Origin of the sequence: Kitasatospora sp. NPDC088160 (assembly GCF_044741445.1) — a bacterium.
Lineage (GTDB): Bacteria > Actinomycetota > Actinomycetes > Streptomycetales > Streptomycetaceae > Kitasatospora.
In genome coordinates this window covers 116,077-132,934 of record NZ_JBIUSS010000016.1, presented here as the reverse complement: position 1 = coordinate 132,934, position 16,858 = coordinate 116,077, and the positions used below count along the sequence as shown (strand labels likewise).

13 protein-coding genes and 4 riboswitches are annotated in these 16,858 nt (G+C 74.1%); of the genes, 3 read left to right on the top strand and 10 right to left on the bottom strand.

The window, feature by feature from the left end; genetic code table 11:
- A complete protein-coding gene (locus tag ACIOGZ_RS24905; protein WP_363583494.1) occupies nucleotides 1–1,191 on the bottom strand; it encodes a hypothetical protein in 1,191 nt (396 codons plus the stop codon).
- Complete coding sequence (locus tag ACIOGZ_RS24900) at nucleotides 1,188–4,172, bottom strand: prenyltransferase/squalene oxidase repeat-containing protein (RefSeq protein ID WP_400987340.1); 2,985 nt, start codon at nucleotides 4,170–4,172, stop codon at nucleotides 1,188–1,190. The genes ACIOGZ_RS24905 and ACIOGZ_RS24900 overlap by 4 nt, the downstream gene beginning before the upstream one ends.
- Before the next feature lie 104 nt (nucleotides 4,173–4,276).
- Nucleotides 4,277–4,420, bottom strand: a riboswitch (cobalamin riboswitch).
- A gap of 77 nt (nucleotides 4,421–4,497) precedes the next feature.
- Nucleotides 4,498–4,574, top strand: a riboswitch (cobalamin riboswitch).
- A gap of 133 nt (nucleotides 4,575–4,707) precedes the next feature.
- On the opposite strand from ACIOGZ_RS24900, the gene ACIOGZ_RS24895 reads away from it, so the two are divergent.
- Together ACIOGZ_RS24895 and ACIOGZ_RS24890 are read left to right on the top strand one after the other, a co-directional pair.
- On the top strand, nucleotides 4,708–6,135 hold the full coding sequence (locus ACIOGZ_RS24895; protein ID WP_400987338.1) for a hypothetical protein: 1,428 nt from the start codon (nucleotides 4,708–4,710) through the stop codon (nucleotides 6,133–6,135).
- A gap of 315 nt (nucleotides 6,136–6,450) precedes the next feature.
- Nucleotides 6,451–6,846, top strand: a complete 396-nt coding sequence (locus tag ACIOGZ_RS24890; protein ID WP_363630068.1) for a hypothetical protein — start codon at nucleotides 6,451–6,453, stop codon at nucleotides 6,844–6,846.
- A 179-nt stretch (nucleotides 6,847–7,025) separates the two neighbouring features.
- Here ACIOGZ_RS24890 and ACIOGZ_RS24885 read toward each other — a convergent pair whose 3' ends face one another.
- The 7 genes from ACIOGZ_RS24885 to ACIOGZ_RS24855 all read right to left on the bottom strand — a co-directional run bounded on the left by ACIOGZ_RS24885 (nucleotide 7,026) and on the right by ACIOGZ_RS24855 (nucleotide 14,303).
- Nucleotides 7,026–7,505, bottom strand: coding sequence for a flagellar hook-length control protein FliK (locus ACIOGZ_RS24885; protein ID WP_363583486.1), 480 nt, complete (start codon nucleotides 7,503–7,505; stop codon nucleotides 7,026–7,028).
- Between the two features lie 19 nt (nucleotides 7,506–7,524).
- A complete protein-coding gene (locus tag ACIOGZ_RS24880) occupies nucleotides 7,525–8,598 on the bottom strand; it encodes a peptidase (RefSeq protein ID WP_400987336.1) in 1,074 nt (357 codons plus the stop codon).
- Between the two features lie 99 nt (nucleotides 8,599–8,697).
- A riboswitch (cobalamin riboswitch) is annotated at nucleotides 8,698–8,819 on the bottom strand.
- A gap of 86 nt (nucleotides 8,820–8,905) precedes the next feature.
- Entirely contained in the window at nucleotides 8,906–9,682 is a 777-nt protein-coding gene (locus ACIOGZ_RS24875; RefSeq protein WP_400987334.1) for an enoyl-CoA hydratase, read from the bottom strand.
- A complete protein-coding gene (mmsB, locus tag ACIOGZ_RS24870) occupies nucleotides 9,679–10,587 on the bottom strand; it encodes a 3-hydroxyisobutyrate dehydrogenase (protein WP_363583482.1) in 909 nt (302 codons plus the stop codon). The genes ACIOGZ_RS24875 and mmsB overlap by 4 nt, the downstream gene beginning before the upstream one ends.
- Nucleotides 10,584–11,657 (bottom strand): enoyl-CoA hydratase/isomerase family protein, encoded by a 1,074-nt coding sequence (locus ACIOGZ_RS24865; protein ID WP_400987332.1) that lies wholly within the window; start codon nucleotides 11,655–11,657, stop codon nucleotides 10,584–10,586. Before ACIOGZ_RS24865 ends, mmsB begins: the two co-directional genes overlap by 4 nt.
- The gene (locus tag ACIOGZ_RS24860; protein WP_363583478.1) at nucleotides 11,657–12,796 is read right to left on the bottom strand and encodes an acyl-CoA dehydrogenase family protein; all 1,140 of its coding nucleotides are present in this window, start codon (nucleotides 12,794–12,796) and stop codon (nucleotides 11,657–11,659) included. The genes ACIOGZ_RS24865 and ACIOGZ_RS24860 overlap by 1 nt, the downstream gene beginning before the upstream one ends.
- A 7-nt stretch (nucleotides 12,797–12,803) precedes the next feature.
- Nucleotides 12,804–14,303 carry a CoA-acylating methylmalonate-semialdehyde dehydrogenase gene (locus ACIOGZ_RS24855; protein ID WP_400987330.1) on the bottom strand — a complete coding sequence of 500 codons (1,500 nt, stop codon included), beginning with the start codon at nucleotides 14,301–14,303 and terminating at the stop codon, nucleotides 12,804–12,806.
- Between the two features lie 216 nt (nucleotides 14,304–14,519).
- A riboswitch (cobalamin riboswitch) is annotated at nucleotides 14,520–14,711 on the bottom strand.
- Between the two features lie 254 nt (nucleotides 14,712–14,965).
- On the opposite strand from ACIOGZ_RS24855, the gene ACIOGZ_RS24850 reads away from it, so the two are divergent.
- Entirely contained in the window at nucleotides 14,966–15,910 is a 945-nt protein-coding gene (locus tag ACIOGZ_RS24850; protein ID WP_363583474.1) for a nitrilase-related carbon-nitrogen hydrolase, read from the top strand.
- A gap of 114 nt (nucleotides 15,911–16,024) precedes the next feature.
- Here ACIOGZ_RS24850 and ACIOGZ_RS24845 read toward each other — a convergent pair whose 3' ends face one another.
- Nucleotides 16,025–16,345: a hypothetical protein gene (locus ACIOGZ_RS24845; protein WP_363630054.1), complete on the bottom strand. Its 321-nt coding sequence runs from the start codon at nucleotides 16,343–16,345 to the stop codon at nucleotides 16,025–16,027.
- Between the last annotated feature and the right edge of the window lie 513 nt (nucleotides 16,346–16,858).

Genomic DNA, 16,858 nt, shown 5'->3' with positions numbered 1-16,858 from the left:
TCACTCGGCCCGGCGGCGGCGCCGTCGCGCGACGACCACGGTGGCCGCGCCCAGCGCCCCCACGAGGGCGGTCGCGATGACGGCGGGGGCCATCGACCCGGAGTCGTGCGGGGCGTCGGCCACCGGATTGGCGTCCACCACGCCGCCGGGCACGGCGGAGGTCGACGTCGGCGCGGCCGCGGCCTCGACCGTCTGCGGGGTCGGCTGATCGCTCGGGGTGTCCGTCGGCGGCGCGGTGGACGGCTCGACCGGCACCGGTGTGGCGGGCACGGGCGTCGGCTCGGGCGCTCCGGGCGGAGTGATGCCGTCCTCGGGGGTGGCGGCGGCGCCGGGCCCCGGGGTAGTGGCGGGCGCGGGCGGACGGGCTCCGCCCGCCGGGGGCTTGGCGGGGGCCGGGGCCCGGCCCGATCCGGTGCCACCGGCGGTGCCGGTGCTGCCGGTTCCGCTTGCGTTTCCGGTACCGCCGGTGCCGCCGGTTCCGCCGGTTCCGCCGGTTCCGTCGCTCGAACCGGTGCCGCTGCCGCTGCCGCCGGTCGTACCCGTGGCACCCGTCGACCCGCCGCCGGAGACGCTGGAATCGCCGGAGCCGCCCGTGGTGCCCTGACCGGGGTCGGCGGGCTGCCCGCCGGGGCTGGAGTTGTGGGCGCGAACGCTGTCCGGCGAGAAGCCCGGCCGCCCCTCGGTGCCCTCGACGTTGGTGCCACCGAAGATCCAGAGGTCGACGCTGCCGGGCTTCGGCTGGTAGCTCATCGCGCCGAGCTGGCTGTAGGACCACTCGTTCTGGCCCGGATCGGCGTGCCAGTACGACCAGTAGGCCGTGGCCGGGGGCGTCAGGACGCACTTCTCCTGGTCCGGGGCCGGGAACTGCTTACCGCCCTGGAAGCCGCTGTAGCCGATCCGGCAGATGAACGCCGGACCGTCGTGGCCGGTCCCGGTGGTCTTCCAGCCGCCCTGGTTGAGCAGGGTGAAGCCGGTGGTCGGGGTGGTCCCGCAGGAACGCAGCAGCGGGCCGCCCCACTTGCTGAAGTCCACGGCGAGCACCACGCCGGAGGCGGTGGTGCACTGGTCGATCGGCAGCGGCGCCGCGGACGCCGGGGCGGTGCCCACGGCGACGCCACCGAACGCGAGGGCGAAGGTCAGGGCCGCCGCCCCGGACAGCCGGCCGAGCCGACCGCCGAGTCCCCGGCTCACCGGTGACGCCCCGGGGCGGCCGCGGTGCGGCGCCGGGCGACGAGGACGGCCGCCGCGCCGAGCGCGGTCAGCACGCCCGCACCCGCCGTCAGCGTCAGGGCCTGGGTTCCGGTCCCGGCCAGGCTGCCGGAGCCGGTCTGCGCCGCCACGCCACCGGCGGGCGCGCCCCTGCCATCGGCCGGGGCGTCGATGCCGCCGGCCGACCAGGTGGCCGAACCGTCGCCGGTCGAGGGAGCGGCGGTGTCCGAGGGCCCAGCCGTGGCGGGCAAGCCCATCGGGCCCGGCGTGTTCGTGGGAATGTTCGTAGGTGTGCCGGTCGGTGTGCCCGTGGGCGTGCCGGTCGGGGTGCTGGTCGGCGAACCCGTCGGGGTCGCCGTCGGGGTCGCCGTCCCGGTGGAAGTCGGAGTGGGCGTCGGCGTCGACGTTCCCCCGAGGTCCCGGAACAGCGTGCCGAACGAGATCCCGGTGGCACCGCCGAGCACCTGCGTGGACGCGCGGACGTCCGATCCCGGCTGCCCGGCGGAGGCCACGTTGAACCCGCCGTCGCCGTTCTGCTGGCCCGACAGGAAGTCGCGCGCCTTGGCGATCTGGGCGCCGTACGTGGACTGGCGCAGTGTCATGCCCTGGATGGCGAGCGCGGCCGAGTTGGTCGAGTCGCCGGCCGCTCCCGGGAAGCCGCCGTCGGGCAGCTGCCGCGCGGCGAGCCAGCCGAGGCCCTGGTCGACGGCCCGCGCGGCTTCGTCGCCCGGCACGAGGGCGAGGGCCATGACGGCCATCGCCGTGCTGTCCACGTCGGAGTCACCGGTGGCGGGGATCAGGCTCGGCCACGAGCCGTCCTGGTGCTGGAGGCCCTTCAGGTAGGCGATCGCGGGAGCCGCGTTCGTCGAGTCCCCGGCCCGGAGCTGGGCCATGATGCCGAGCGCCTGGGAGAACACCGAGGTCGCGTAGGTGTAGTTGCCGGGCGCCGCGCAGCCGGTGTTCTGGTCGGCCTTGATACACACGAGGGCGGCCAGGGCGGCGATCAGGTCGTGGCCGCCGAAGGCGCGCGGGTTGCGGCCGACCACCTCGGCGAGCAGCGCCTCCTTTCCGATCGAGCCGCCGCCTGCGTACTCGGTGCCGATGCCGGTCCAGTCGTTGACGGTGCGCTCGCCGGCGTCCTTGCCCGGCTGGTCCAGGAAGTCGACGATCCTGCGCAGCGCGGCGTCGTCGGTGCCGGTGGCCGCGAGGGCGTAGGCGCCGTCGATGGTGAGGCCGAAGTCGGCGAAGGCCGGGAAGCCCTCGTAGTAGCGGCCGTTGATCAGGCGGGACGGGTCGGTGAGGTAGGCGCTGCCCTTGGCGGCGTCGGGGGCTCTCCCGGCAGGCGGCGTGGTCGCGGGCGAGGTCGGCGGCGTGCTGGCGGGTGTCGTCGGCGGGGTGGTGGCGTCCGGGTTGTGTCGGACGCTGGTGAGGTCGGTGCCGGTCAGGGCCAGGATCGCCTGCTCGGTGGCCGCCGGGTCCGGGTCGGTGGTCGACGCGTCGGGGCCGAAGCCGCCGTCCGTGCCCTGCCGGGCGGCGAGCCAGGCCGTGGCGGCGGCCCGGCGGGTGTCCTGTCCGGTGGCCTTGAACGCCTGGGCCGCGCTCGCGGTGCTGATGGTGTCGCCGGGGGCGCCGAGGTACGGGAGGAGGGATCCGTCGGCCTGCTGTCCGGCCGCGAGCTGGTCCGAAGCCTTCCTCGCGGCCGTCTCGTACCCGGGCGCCGTACGCAGGGCGAGGACCGCGAGGCCGGTGGTGAGCGGGTCGGACTCGCAGTGGTCGCCAGCGACGATCATCGATCCGGCCACCCCGCCGTCGGCGCACTGGAGCGCCGTGAAGCGGGCGAGCGCCGGGGCGGGTGGCGTGACGCCGGCGCGCTGGAGGGCGATGACGCCGAGGGACTGAACCCAGGGCGAGGCCGCGCCGAGGAAGTCCCCGGCGGCGGTGCACTTGCCGTTCTCCCCCGCCGCCGTGCAGACATGGCCGGTGAGCGCGGCGATCAGGTCCCGGCCGCCGAAGGCCCGGGGATCGCCACCGGTGCTCTCGGCGACGAGGGCCAGCAGTGCGGCGGCCCTCGCATCGGGCCGGCCGGCCGGTCCGTCGGGGTGGAGGAAGGCGTCGGTGTGAGCGGAGAGGAAGGCGACCGTCCTGCGCAGCGCCGGGTCCTGCGTGCCGGCGGCGGCGAGGGCGATGGCGGTGAGGGCGGTCCGGGGGTAGTCCGGCCCCTCGACGGCCCAGTTCTCCATGTGGTCGCCGCCGACGAGTTGGCGGGCCAGCCAGGCCGCGGCGGCCGCCGGGTCACCGGCGGCGGACGGCCCGGTCGGAGTCGGGGTCGAGGTCGGAGTCGGGGTCAGGGTCGCCGAGGGCGACGGCGAGGCGGACGGCGAAGCCGGCGAACCACCGCTCTTCGCCCGGACGGAGTCCGGCGTGAAGCCCGGTGCCCCGCTGGTGCCGCCGATGTCGGTGCCGCCGTACACCCAGGCCTCGACCTCGCCGGGCTTGGGCTTCTGCGTCCCGGCGCCGAACCGGCTGTAGGACCAGGCCTGTTGGCCGGGTTCGGCGATCCAGTACGACCAGTACGCGGTGGCCTGCGGGGTGTTGACGCAGGGTTCCTCGGCCGGCGTCGGGTACTGGGTGCCGCTGTTGAAGGTCCCGGTTCCGAGTCGGCAGATGAAGGCGGGTCCGTCGTGCTCGGTTCCGGCGGTGGTGAAGCCGGCGGCGTGCAGCAGGTTCATCCCGGTCGTGGGGTGGGCGTCGCAGCCCCGGACGACACCGCCGCCCCAGTGCGTGAAGTCGACGGCGACGATCGCGCCCGTCGTCGCCGTGCACCGCTCGATCGGGTCGGCGGCCGCGGTGCCGGGGCGCCCGAACAGGACGCTTCCGCAGGCGGCGACCGCGACAGCACCGGCGACCACCAAGGAGGCGAGGTCCCGGTTCCTGTGACGTGTGCGACTGCTGCTGACCCTCACGACGACTCCCTGGTCGGTCGACGTGGGACGCAACGGCGCAGCCGACGGTCCCCTGGGCAGGGACCGTCCGGACCGCGTCGTAGTCCGCGACGACGCAAGTGCTCTGTGAACAGGGCCCCCGGTCCAGGCATTCCGGCTCACCCACCACAGGTGGGTCCACGGTTGCGGGTCAGCGCCGGAGTTGGACCGGCTTCCCCTGAATGCCGAGGGCAAAAAATCGGTTCATCAGACCACGACGGCCGAACGGGAGTCAACGGTCCGTCACGTCGATCACATCACCTCGTCGGCCGGTGCGCCGTGCGGTAGCGTCCGCGGTGGCCGAGCGGGGGAACCCGGTGCGAATCCGGGGCTGACGCGCAGCGGTGTGGGGTGGCGATCGTGCTGCCCCGAGCCCGGATGCCCGCCCGGCCACGCACCATGGCGAAAGCCGGCCCACGCGATCCGGGCGGCGACCGCTCCGGCCGTCGCGCGCCCTCGAACGGACGCCGGAACTCCGGGGCAGGGTCGGCGCCCGCCACCCCAAGGAGCCTGTCCCGTGTCCCTCCTCGCCCCCTCGCGGACCACCCCTGCCCGCGCCGCCTCCGCCGTCACCGTCGCCCTGACGGCCGGCGCGCTCCTGCTCTCCGCCGTCCCCGCCCACGCGACGGCCAGCCCGACCCAGATAGCCACCTCGAAGAGCACCGGCGTCACCTACCTGAAGTCGCTCCAGGCCGCCGACGGCAGCTACGTCACCGGCGGCGGGCTCTCCAACGAGTGGGCGTTCAGCGCACTCGCGGCCGCCGGCACGGCCGCCGCGGACGTCACCCCCGGCGGCGACCCCACCAAGAACGCCCGCCTGGTCTACCGCGGCCAGCTCGCCGCCCCCGGCTGGCCGAGCGCCTCGCCGGTCGTCACGGACTACGAGCGCGGCATCCTCAACGCCTACGCCGCCGGCATCGACCCCGCCCGGGTCGGCCCGGGCCGCAACCTCGTCGCCGACCTCGCCGCCTACTGGCAGACCGCCGAACCCGGCTACTACGGCCCGTCCGCCAACTTCAACGGCACCGTCTTCGGCCTCCTCGCCCTCGCGGGCGCCAAAACCCAGGCCGGCAGCCCTCGCGTCCCGCAGCCGCTGCTCGACACCTCCGTCACCGCGGTGCGCGCCAACCAGCACAACGATGGCGGCTGGAACTTCAGCAAGGCCGCGGGCGACCCGAACGCCCTCGCCCAGGGCAGCGACATCGACATGACCGGCGCCGCCATGGCCTCGCTCTGCACCGGGGGCGTCGCCGCCACCGACCCGGCGATCGTCGCCGCCAAGAACTTCCTCAAGGGCAAGCTCACCGCCTCCGGCGCCTTCAACGCCATGTTCGGCGTCAACACCGACTCCAACGGCTGGGCCGTCTCCGGCCTCAACGCCTGCGGCATCAACCCCCAGGGCACCGACTTCACCAGCGGCACCGGCAAGAGCCCCGTCGACTTCCTGATCGCCCAGCAGTTCAAGCCCGGCGGCGGCTTCAAGTACCTGCCCACCGACACCACCCCCTCCCCCTACGCCTCCGTCGACGGCCTGCGCGCCGTCGCCGGCGCCGGCTTCACCGCCACCCCGCCGACCCCGACCACCACCGGCGAGCCCGCCTGGGCCGCCGCCACCGCCTTCGTCCCCGGCACCGCCGCCAAGCTCGCGCTGGTCATCGACGACGGCACCGGCGCGCTCAAGGTCTGCGCCGCCACCCTCACCCCGACCGGCACCACCGCGACCCTCGGCGACGTCCTCGACGCGGCCGCCGGCGCCGCCCCGAGCGGCTGCGTCACCTCGGTCGCCCCGTCCACCGGCGGCGACACCGTCACCGCGATCAACGGCACGGCCAACAGCGGCTCCTCCACCTGGCAGGTCAGCCTGGACGGCACCACCGCCACCGGCGCCACCCGGGCCACCACCGTCCACCTCGGCGACACCGTCTCGCTCCGCTACGGCAACTGATCCGGAGACCCTGGCCGTCCTGGACGCCGGGTACGAGCCAAGCCACGAAAGCGGCGAACTGACCTGCCGTCAGCTCTCCGGTGCACGGAGCGGCCTCCACCGGGCCCACCGGCGGGCCGAGCCCGCACCACCCGACGCCGGCGCCCCAGGCCACCCTCTCCGCGACCCGGCGGTCCCCCAACTCGCGGTCCGCCTGGGGGACTTCTGGGGAACGGGACCTGGCCGGTTTGCAGCCTGGACTGCGCGGTCGAGGTGCGGTTTGCTCATCACCGACCAGCCCTACAGGAGGGCCGGGAGGAATCGGGGAATCACATCATGACCCGTTCGATCAAGGCGCTCGCCGCACTCGCTCTGGCCGGGGCATCCGTCGTCGGCGTGACGTCGCTGGCATCCGCCGACCCGAACCCGTCCAACATCGGCTCCTCCCCGCAGTGGGTCCGGCTGAGCACCAGCCACTCCGCGGGCGTCTACACCGCCGCCGACGCGGGGTCCGGCAAGTACAAGAACATCACCCTCGCGCCGGGCGACTCGGCCTGGGCGGACTGTTGGGTGGCCGGCGGGAACGTCGGCAATGACGGCGACGTCTGGTACCACACCACGTGGGTGTACCAGTACGGTGTGGTCACCCCCTCGGGGTCCTCCTGGACGTTCGCACCCTACGTGGACGGCGCGGCGATGTTCCACAACGTGCCCGGCCTGCCCCACTGCTGAACCACCCGATGACCCACAGCGGCCCCGCGCACCGACCCCGGCGCGCGGGGCCGCTCGCACAGCTGCTGACCGAACAGCTCGCCCGGCGGCGCCGAACGTCCCGCACCGTCTGAACTCTGAACCGCCGGTGCCCCGGCCCCCCTTCCGGAGGGGCCGGGGCAGCGGGGTGTCTCCGGAGGTCAGGGCGCGGTGACGCCCGGCTGGGCGCCGGCGCCGAAGGACCAGCCCTCGACGTCGCCGGGCGCCGGGTTGTAGCTGCCCGCGCCGAGGTTGCTGTACGACCAGGGGCCGCCGTGCTGGGCGTGCCAGTACGACCAGTAGGCGCTGCCGGTGGGGTTGGTGCAGGTCGTCGGCAGGGCGTTGATGGTGCAGACGAAGCCCGGGTAGCGCGGGTGGAAGGTGTACGCGAACCCGGCGCCGGTCAGCGCGGCCAGGCCGCTGGCCGGGTCGCCGGGTGCGCAGCCGGTCTGGATGCCACCGCCGACGGCGGTGAAGTCGACCACGACGGTGACGCCGGTGGTGCCGTCGCAGGCGGCGGCCCGCGCCTGCGGGGCCTGGACGACGGAGGCGCCGAGCAGTCCGGCGGTGAGGGCAGCGGCGGCGGCGATCGACCCGAGGGTGCGGCGGGCCGGGCACGCGGGCGCCATGGTGTCGGTCATCGGAGCTCTCCTCGCGGGGTCAGCGGGTGGTCGCCGGGCAGGCCGGCACGGGCGCGTCCGGGCGGGCACCGGCGGCGGAGAGGGTGGCCAGCGGGGTGCCCGCGAGGCCGAGGACGGCCTGCGCCGTGGCCCGGGCGCCGGTGGCCGGGTTGAAGCCGGTCCCGTCGTAGGCGACCGCCCCGCGCACGCCCGGGTCCGTGGCGCAGCCCTGCTGGAGCTTGACCAGGCTGCTCCAGCCCTTGAGGCCGGCCCCGAAGCGTCCGCCGGCCAGCAGCGCTTGCGTGGCGAGGCCGGTGGTGTTGGCGTTGGACGCGACGGCCCCGGCGGCCGAGAAGCCGCCGTCGGCGTTCTGGTGGGCGGTCAGCCAGCCGAGTCCGGCGTCGGCCTTGGCGGTGCGGCCGGTCGCGGCGAGGGCCTGGGCGGCGAGCGCGGTGGCGTCCGGGTCGCTGGCGCAGGTGGCCTGGCCGAAGGCGACCGGGTACCCGCCGTCCGCGCACTGGCTGTTGGCGAGGAAGTCGACGGCCGTCGCCGGGGCCCCACCGGCCGTGCGGTGCAGGGCGATCACGGCCAGGGACTGGCCGAAGGCGTTGCTGTAGTCGCCCCACTGCGAGCGGTCGGAGAACCGGCCCTCGGCGGTCTGGAGCGAGCGCAGGCGGGCCGGCAGGTCGACGCCGCCGAAGGCCGTCGGGTTCCCGCCGCGCACCTCGACGGCGAGCAGCAGCTTGGCGGTCGCGCCCGCGTAGGCCTCGGTGGTGCCGTCGCCGAGGTAGCCGCTGATGACCTCGGGCTTGGCCAGCCAGGCGGTGGCCTTCGCAGCGGCCTGGTCGGAGCTGTGCGAGGCGGCGAAGGCCAGCACGGCGTCGATGGTCAGGCCCTGGTCGGGGTAGGCGGTCCCGTTGAAGACGGACTCGAAGTGGTCGCCGTCGACGAGTTGGCGGGCGAGCCAGCCGCCCGCGGCGGCGTCGGGGCGGACCGTCGGGGACGAAGTCGCGGCGGCAGGTGCCGCGTGGGCGGCAGCGGCCGCCGGGAGGACGGTGGCGAGGGCGAGCGCGGGTATCGCGAAGAGGCGCAGGGGGCGTCGGAACGAGGACACGGTGGGCCTTTCCGGGCCCGCACGCAGGGGCCCGGAGGACGGCGGCAACAAGCCGGGCAGCCCTCGGAGCTCCGGCCCGCAGACCACGACGGGAGGAGGGGACGACACACCTCCGCCGCCGGGTACTCGGGCTCGCCGCCGACATCGGATCGGCGGCCTACCGTTGCGGGTCAGCGCCGGATTCGAACCGGACTTCCCCCAGCGGCGGAGTCACAACATGACGGCCCATCATGGCGAGACGGAGAAGTCCCGGTCAAGGGATCGTCCGCCGCATCGCGCCACATCGCGCCGCGAACCGCTCGGACCGTCAGCGGTGAAGGAACTCCGGTGGGCGCTTCTCGGCGAAGGCCGCCATGCCCTCCTTCTGGTCCGCCGTGGCGAACGTGGCGTGGAACAGTCGCCGTTCGAAGCGCACGCCCTCGGCGAGCGTGGTCTCGTACGAGCGGTTGACGCTCTCCTTGAGCATGACGGCCGCCGGGGTGGACATCGCCGCGATCGTCTCGGCCACCGCCAGGGCCTCGGCCAGCAGTTGGCCCGCCGGGACGATGCGGGAGACCAGGCCGGCCCGCTCGGCCTCCTCGGCGCCCATCATCCGGCCGGTCAGACAGAGTTCCATCGCCTTCGCCTTGCCGACCGCCCGGGTCAGCCGCTGCGAGCCGCCGATGCCGGGGATCACGCCGAGCTTGATCTCCGGCTGCCCGAACTTCGCGGTGTCCGCCGCCAGGAGGACGTCGCACAGCATCGCCAGCTCGCAGCCGCCGCCCAGCGCGTAGCCCGCCACCGCCGCCACCACCGGCTTGCGCAGCGCGGCGAAGCGGTCCCAGGCGGCGAACCAGTCGCCGAGGTAGGCGTCGACGAAGTCGAGCGACTGCATCTCCTTGATGTCGGCGCCGGCCGCGAAGGCCTTCTCGGAGCCGGTGATCACCAGCGCGCCGATCTCCGGGTCACGGTCGAACTCCGTTGCTGCCTGCACGACTTCGTTCATCAGCAGGGTGTTGAGCGCGTTCAGCGCCTTGGGCCGGTCGAGCGTGATCAGCCCCACCCGGCCCTTGCGCTCGACCAGGATCGTCTCGTAGCCGGTCACTTGCCGTCCTCCCGCAGGGTGGTGATGATCGCCGAGAAGTCCAGGCCGGCGCCGCTGTCGGCCTGCGCGAAGTCCGCGTACAGTTGTGCCGCCCTGCGTCCGAGGTCCGTGGGCAGGCCCGCGGCGTCGGCGGCCCCGGCGGCGAGTCCGAGGTCCTTGGCCATCAGGGCGGCGGCGAACCCGGCCGCGTAGTCGCGGTTGGCCGGGCTGGTCGGCACCGGCCCGGGGACGGGGCAGTTGGTGGTGAGCGCCCAGCACTGGCCGGAGGCGGTCGAGGCGACGTCGTAGAGGGCCTGGTGGCTGAGCCCGAGGCTCTCTCCGAGCACGAAGGCCTCGCTGACCGCGATCATCGAGATGCCCAGGATCATGTTGTTGCAGATCTTCGCGGCCTGCCCCGCTCCGGGGGATCCGCAGTGCACGACCTTGCGGCCCATCGCCTCCAGCACCGGTCGAGCCGCCTCGAAGTCCGGCTCGGCGGCTCCGACCATGAAGGTGAGGCTCGCGGCCGTGGCACCGACCACCCCGCCGGAGACCGGCGCGTCCACCGCCCGGTGCCCGGCGGTCACGGCCAGGTCGTGCGCCGCCCGAGCGTCCGCGACGTCGATCGTGGAGCAGTCGACGAAGAGCGTTCCCGGGCGGGCGGCGGGCAGCAGGTCCGCGTAGGCGGCCAGCACGTGCCGGCCGGCCGGCAGCATGCTGATGACGACGTCGGCCTCCCGCACCGCCTCGGTCGCGGACCGCGCCGGACGGACGCCGCCCTCCTCCGCCCTCCGCAGCGCCTCGGGTGCCAGGTCATAGCCGGTCACGGTGTGCCCGGCCTCGGCGAGGTTGGCGGCCATCGGGCCGCCCATGTTGCCGAGGCCGATGAATCCGATGACTCCGTTGAATCCGTTGCGGCGGGTCACCAGCGCTCCAGGGGTGTGGTGGGGGCCAGGCCGAGTTCCCGGTCGCCGAGCGGGGCGAAGTAGCGGGCCACCGCGGCGGGCCCGACGGCGCTCAGCGTCGACGGGTTCCACCGCGGGGAACGGTCCTTGTCGATGACCTGGGCGCGGATCCCCTCGGCCAGGTCCGGTGTGGAGAGCGCCGCACAGGAGGTCCGGTACTCCTGGTCGAGGACGGCCTCCAGCGGGCCGAGGGCGCGGGCCCGGCGCAGGGCGGCGAGGGTGGCCTTCACGGCGGCGGGCGAGTTGGCGGCGATCCGGTCCGCGGCCTCCTTGGCCTCCGGTTCGCCGCTGTCCCGCAGGCGGTCGAGGATCTCCTCCACGGTGTCGGCCCCGTAGCAGCGGTCGATCCACGCCCGCCGGCCGTCCAGCACGCCGGCCGGTGCGGGCCCGACGTTCCGTTCGAGGGCGTCGTGCAGGGGGAGTTCGGCCAGGTCGTCCAGCAGCGCGGGCAGCCGCTCGGCCGGGACGAAGTGGTCGGCGAGGCCGCAGAGCAGCGCGTCCGCGGCGCCGACGGAGCCCGCGGTCAAGGCGAGGTGGGTACCCGACTCGCCGGGTGCGAGGGCGAGCAGGTAGGTGCCGCCGACGTCCGGGACGAAGCCGATGCCGGCCTCGGGCATGGCGATGCGCGTGGTCTCGGTGACGATCCGGACGCTGCCGTGGGCGGAGACCCCGACCCCGCCGCCCATCACGATGCCGCTCATGAGCGCGACGTAGGGCTTGGGGTAGCGGGCGATGCGGGCGTTGAGGCGGTACTCGTCGCGCCAGAACTCCTCGACGGCGCCCGGGTCCGCGCCGGTGGCGGCGCGGTGGATGGCGACGATGTCGCCGCCGGCGCAGAAGGCCCGCTCACCGGCGCCGGTGATGACCACGGTCGCGACCCGCTCGTCCTCCTCCCACGCGTCCAGCGCTTCGGAGATCCTCCGCACCATGCCGTGGGTGAGGGCGTTCAGGGCTGCGGGGCGGTTGAGGACGATCAGGCCCGCCCGGCCCTCGCGGTGGACCAGGACCTCGTCGAGGTCGGTCCCGGCCATCACGCGGCCCCGATCAGGCCGCGGGCGACGATGACGCGCATGATCTCGTTGGTTCCTTCCAGGATCTGGTGCACCCGCAGGTCGCGGACGATCTTCTCGATGCCGTACTCGGCCAGGTAGCCGTAGCCGCCGTGCAGTTGGAGCGCCTGGTTGGCCACCTCGAAGCCGGTGTCGGTGGCGTGCCGCTTGGCCATCGCGCACAGTTCCGGCGCCCTGGGGTCCCCCCGGTCCAGGGCCGAGGCAGCCCGCCAGAGCAGCGACCTGGCCGCCTCCAGCTCGGTGGCCATGTCGGCGAGCCGGAACTGCAGCGCCTGGGCGTGCAGGAGCCGGGCGCCGAACGCCTCGCGGTCCGCCAGATAGCCGGTGGCCCGCTCCAGGGCGTCCTGCGCTCCGCCGAGGGAGCAGGCGGCGATGCCGAGCCGGCCGCCGTTCAGCCCGTTCATGGCGATCCGGAAGCCCTCGCCCTCGGCTCCGAGGAGGCGGTCGGCCGGGAGCCGGACGCCGTCCAGGAGCACCTGGCGGGTGGGCTGGGCGTTCCAGCCCATCTTCTTCTCGTCGGGACCGAACGAGACGCCGGCGTCGTCGCGTTCGACGACGAACGCGGACACCCCGCCGGCCCCCGGTCCGCCGGTGCGGGCCATCACCAGGTAGACCCGGGAGACGCCGGCGCCCGAGATGAACTGCTTGACGCCGTCGAGGACCCAGTGGTCCCCGTCCCGGCGGGCGCGGGTGGTCAGTGCCGCCGCGTCCGAGCCCGCGCCGGGCTCGGTGAGGCAGTAGCTGGCGGGGGTCGCCATGGCGCTGAGGCCCGGCAGCCACCGGGCGCGCTGGGCGTCGTCGCCGTAACGGTCGATCATCCAGGCGACCATGTTGTGGATGGACAGGTAGGCGGCGATGGACGGGCAGCCGGTGGCCAGCGCCTCGAACACGAGCACGCCGTCGGCGCGGGTGAGTCCGGAGCCGCCGGACTCCTCGCGGACGTAGACACCGGCCAGGCCGACGTCCGCCGCCTTGCGCAGCACGTCCACCGGGAAGTGCTTGGCCTGGTCCCACGCGACCGCGTTCGGCGCCAGGTGTTCGCGGGCGAAGGCCCGGGTGGTCGCCGCGATGGCGAGCTGGTCCTCTGTGAGGTCGTGCACGGCGCCCTCAGCCCATCGTCGGGATGGTGAAGCTCGCGCCCTCCTTGACCCCGGAGGGCCAGCGCGAGGTGACGGTGCGGGTGCGGGTGTAGAAGCGGATCGAGTCCGGCCCGTGCTGGTTGAGGTCGCCGAACCCGGAGCGCTTCCAGCCGCCGAAGGTGTGGTACGCGACCGGCACGGGGATCGGCACGTTGACGCCGACCATGCCGGTGTTCACCCGGCGCGCGAAGTCCCGAGCCGTGTCGCCGTCCCGGGTGTAGACGGCCACGCCGTTGCCGAACTCGTGCTCGCTGGGCAGGCGCAGCGCCTCCTCGTAGTCGGCGGCGCGGAGCACGGTCAGGACGGGGCCGAAGATCTCCTCCCGGTAGATCCGCATGTCGGGAGTCACGCGGTCGAACAGCGAGGCGCCGAGGAAGTAGCCGCCCTCGTGCCCCTCCAGCCGGAAGTCCCGCCCGTCGACCACGAGTTCGGCGCCCTCCTCGACCCCGAGGTCCAGGTAGCCGCGGACCCGCTCCAGCGCGTCGGCGCCGACCAGCGGGCCGAAGTCCGCCGCCGGGTCGTCCGAGCGCCCGACCTTCAACGCGGCGATCCGCTCGACCAGTTTGGCCACCAGGGCGTCGGCGGTCTCCTCCCCCACCGGGACGGCCACCGAGATCGCCATGCAGCGCTCGCCGGCCGAGCCGTAGCCGGCGCCGATCAGCGCGTCCGCGGCCTGGTCGAGGTCGGCGTCCGGCATCACGACCAGGTGGTTCTTGGCACCGCCGAAGCACTGCGCCCGCTTCCCGTGCGCGGCGGCGGTGGCGTACACGTACTGGGCGATCGGCGTGGAGCCGACGAACCCGACCGCCTGCACCCGCGGGTCCTCCAGCAGGGTGTCCACGGCCTCCTTGCCGCCGTTGACCACGTTCAGCACGCCCGGCGGCAGCCCGGCCTCCAGGAGCAGTTCGGCGAGGCGCAGCGGCACCGAGGGGTCGCGTTCCGAGGGCTTGAGGACGAAGGCGTTGCCGCAGGCGAGGGCGGGTGCGGCCTTCCAGAGCGGGATCATCGCCGGGAAGTTGAACGGCGTGATGCCCGCGACCACGCCGAGCGGCTGGCGCATCGAGTACACGTCGATGCCGGTGCCCGCGTTGTCGCTGAACTCGCCCTTCAGCAGGTGCGGGATGCCGGCGGCGAACTCCACGACCTCCAGGCCGCGCTGGATGTCCCCGTGGGCATCGGCCACGGTCTTGCCGTGCTCGGCGGACAGCAGCCGGGCCAGCTCGTCCTTCTCCTGCTCGACGAGTTGGAGGAAGCGCAGCAGGACGCGGGCCCGCCGCTGCGGGTTCCACCCGGCCCACCCGGGCTGGGCCTGCGCGGCGTCGGCGATCACCGCCTCGACCTCGGCCCGGCTGGCCAGCGGCACCCGGGCCTGCACCCGGCCGGTGTTGGGGTCGTACACGTCGCCGAAGCGACCGGAGGTGCCGGCGGTGGGCTTGCCGGCGACGAAGTGGGTCAGTTCTCGGACCATCGGGTTCCTTCTCTCGACAGGGGTGGGGAGAGGAGGAGGATCGGAGGCCGCCGCGGGTCGGCGGGCACACGGTGGTGCGCCCCGCGGCACGGGCGTGCGGCGGCGGAACGGAACGTCAGGGCGTGGACGCCCCGGCGGCCGTGGGCACGGGACGACCAGGAGCGGCAGTGGAGCGGGAGCAGCCCGGAGTCATGCGTGTCGTCTCCATCCTCGTGGAAAACACGGAACACCCGCGGCCGGTATCCTGACTCCCGGATCACCGCACGCCCCCAGGCCTTCCCGGCTGGCTGCCAGTGGCCTTCGTCTGCGAGGACGAGCTCCCCGGTCACAGTGGCGGGACCGTGCCGGACTCACACCGGCTTCCCTGACACCGCGGACCTGTCGTCGACCATATAGTTGGACGTCCTAGTAAGTCCAGAGGCCCGCACGCGCGTTGCGCCATCGGGTTTCCGCCGCGCTGATCTCCTGCCCGACGCGGTCGCCGCACAGCCGCACAGCCGCACAGCCGCACAGCCGCACACCATTCGCCGGCCACCCCTTGCCGGAACGTTCCGGCATGGCTACATTTTCACCACGCCAGCAAAGCTGACTGAACTTTCAGTTATATCGCAGGGCCTTCACCGGCACCTCCGTATCAGCGCCAGAGAACAGAAGGAACACCCGTGACCTCGTACGCCGTCCTCACCTCCTTCGGCTCCCCGCTCGGCTCCCCCGGCCGCACCAGGCCCGCCGAACGCGCACCGCTGCGCGTCGGGCTCGTGCAGATGCGCTGGCACACCGACCCGGCCGAGCACGACGCCCGGCTGCGCGAGGGCGTGGCACTCGCCGCCGCGCAGGGCGCGACGATGGTGTGCCTGCCCGAGCTGACCCGCAGTCCCTACTTCTGCAACACCGACGACCCGATGGGGGAGGGCGCCGCCCGCCACCTGGAGGACGTCGAGACGGGGCCCACCACCCGCCTCGCCGCCGAACTCGCCGCCGAACTCGGCATCAGCGTCCACGCCTCCCTGTACGAGCGCGCCGAGGACGGCGGCCTCGGCTACAACACGGCCGTCTGCGTGGACCGCGACGGCACCCTCGTCGCCAGAACCCGGAAGAACCACATCCCGGCCTTCCCCGGCTACCGCGAGGACCTGTGCTTCCGCCCCGGCGACAGCGGGTTCCCCGTCCTGGCCCACCAGGGCGCCGCCTTCGGCTTCCCCACCTGCTGGGACGAGTGGTTCCCCGAACTCGCCCGCGCCTACGCGCTCGGCGGCGCCGAAGTCCTCGTCCACCCCACCGCCATCGGCTCCGAGGTGGACCTCCCGGACTTCGACACCCGGCCCATGTGGGAGCACGCCATCAGCGCCAACGGCCTCGCCAACGCGCTGTTCATGATCGTGCCCAACCGGATCGGGACGGAGGGCCGGTCCACCTTCTACGGCTCGTCGTTCATCTCCGACCCGTACGGCCGGATCCTGCTCCGCGCCCCGCGCGACCGGCCCGCCGTCCTCGTCGCCGACCTCGACCTCGACCAGTGCCGGGACTGGCGGGAGTTCGGCCTCCTGCGCACCCGCCGCCCCGAGCTGTACGCCCCGCTGACCGCGACGAGCCGCACCGACGCCTGACCGGACGCCCCGGCGCACCCACGCCGGGGCGTCCCGCCGCCACGAGTCGACGTGCCGGGACTGACGCCAACTACCTTTTCCAGTAGCGTAGTTGACGTGACCGACGCGCCGACCTCAGGTGGTGGCCGTCGGAGCGGGCGAAGCCGCACCGGCGGACGGCGGGGCCTGGCAGGGCAGGACGACCATCACACTCACACCCTGGCCGGGCTTCGACGCGCCCGCCGAAACGGTGTAGCCGTCGGACTCGTGGACGGCATCGAACTCCCAGGTGGGCGGGGTGGACTGAGCGTCCGCACCGGACGCCGACGAGGTGATCTTGAAGCCCTCGCCCGCCAGCTTCTCCCGCAGCGCCCGCAGCACCTCGGGGCGCTGGTCGTCCGTGGCCTTGAGCAGGATCCCCGAGCTGAGCTGGTAGGCCTCGCCCTCGTCGGCCACACCCAATCCCCGCCCCGGGCACCTGTAGTAGCCGATGAGCTTGCTCCACGGATCCCGCTCGAGGCCCGTCAGCTCGCGCACGTGGCCCTGGACCCGATCCGTCCGGGCCAGCGCCTCCTCCCGGGACTCGACACGTGTGGGCTCGCTCGGCGTTTCCCGTCCTCCGCCCGGCGTTTCCCGCCCTCCGCCCGGCGACCCCACGGACGAGCATGAGCCGAGCACCAGGGCACCCGACACCATCAGCACGGCCGCGCAGGCCGCCCGTGCGCCCGCCCCGGCCGGCACGGCCGTCGATCTCTTGAACAAGTGCAGTACTCTCCCCCGCTGACAGGTGTGCGTTTTTGCCATCCGGATGCTACGGCACCACCGGAAAGGCTCCGCATGTGCCGAAGCGTGACAGCCGACACCAAGGCGCGTGCGGTCGTCTGACAAGCGCTACCCCGGTGAAGGCGGAGGGCTGGATGAGGGCGAGGGAGCGGACGGGACGGGTCCGGCTCCCGCGAGCCGAGCATC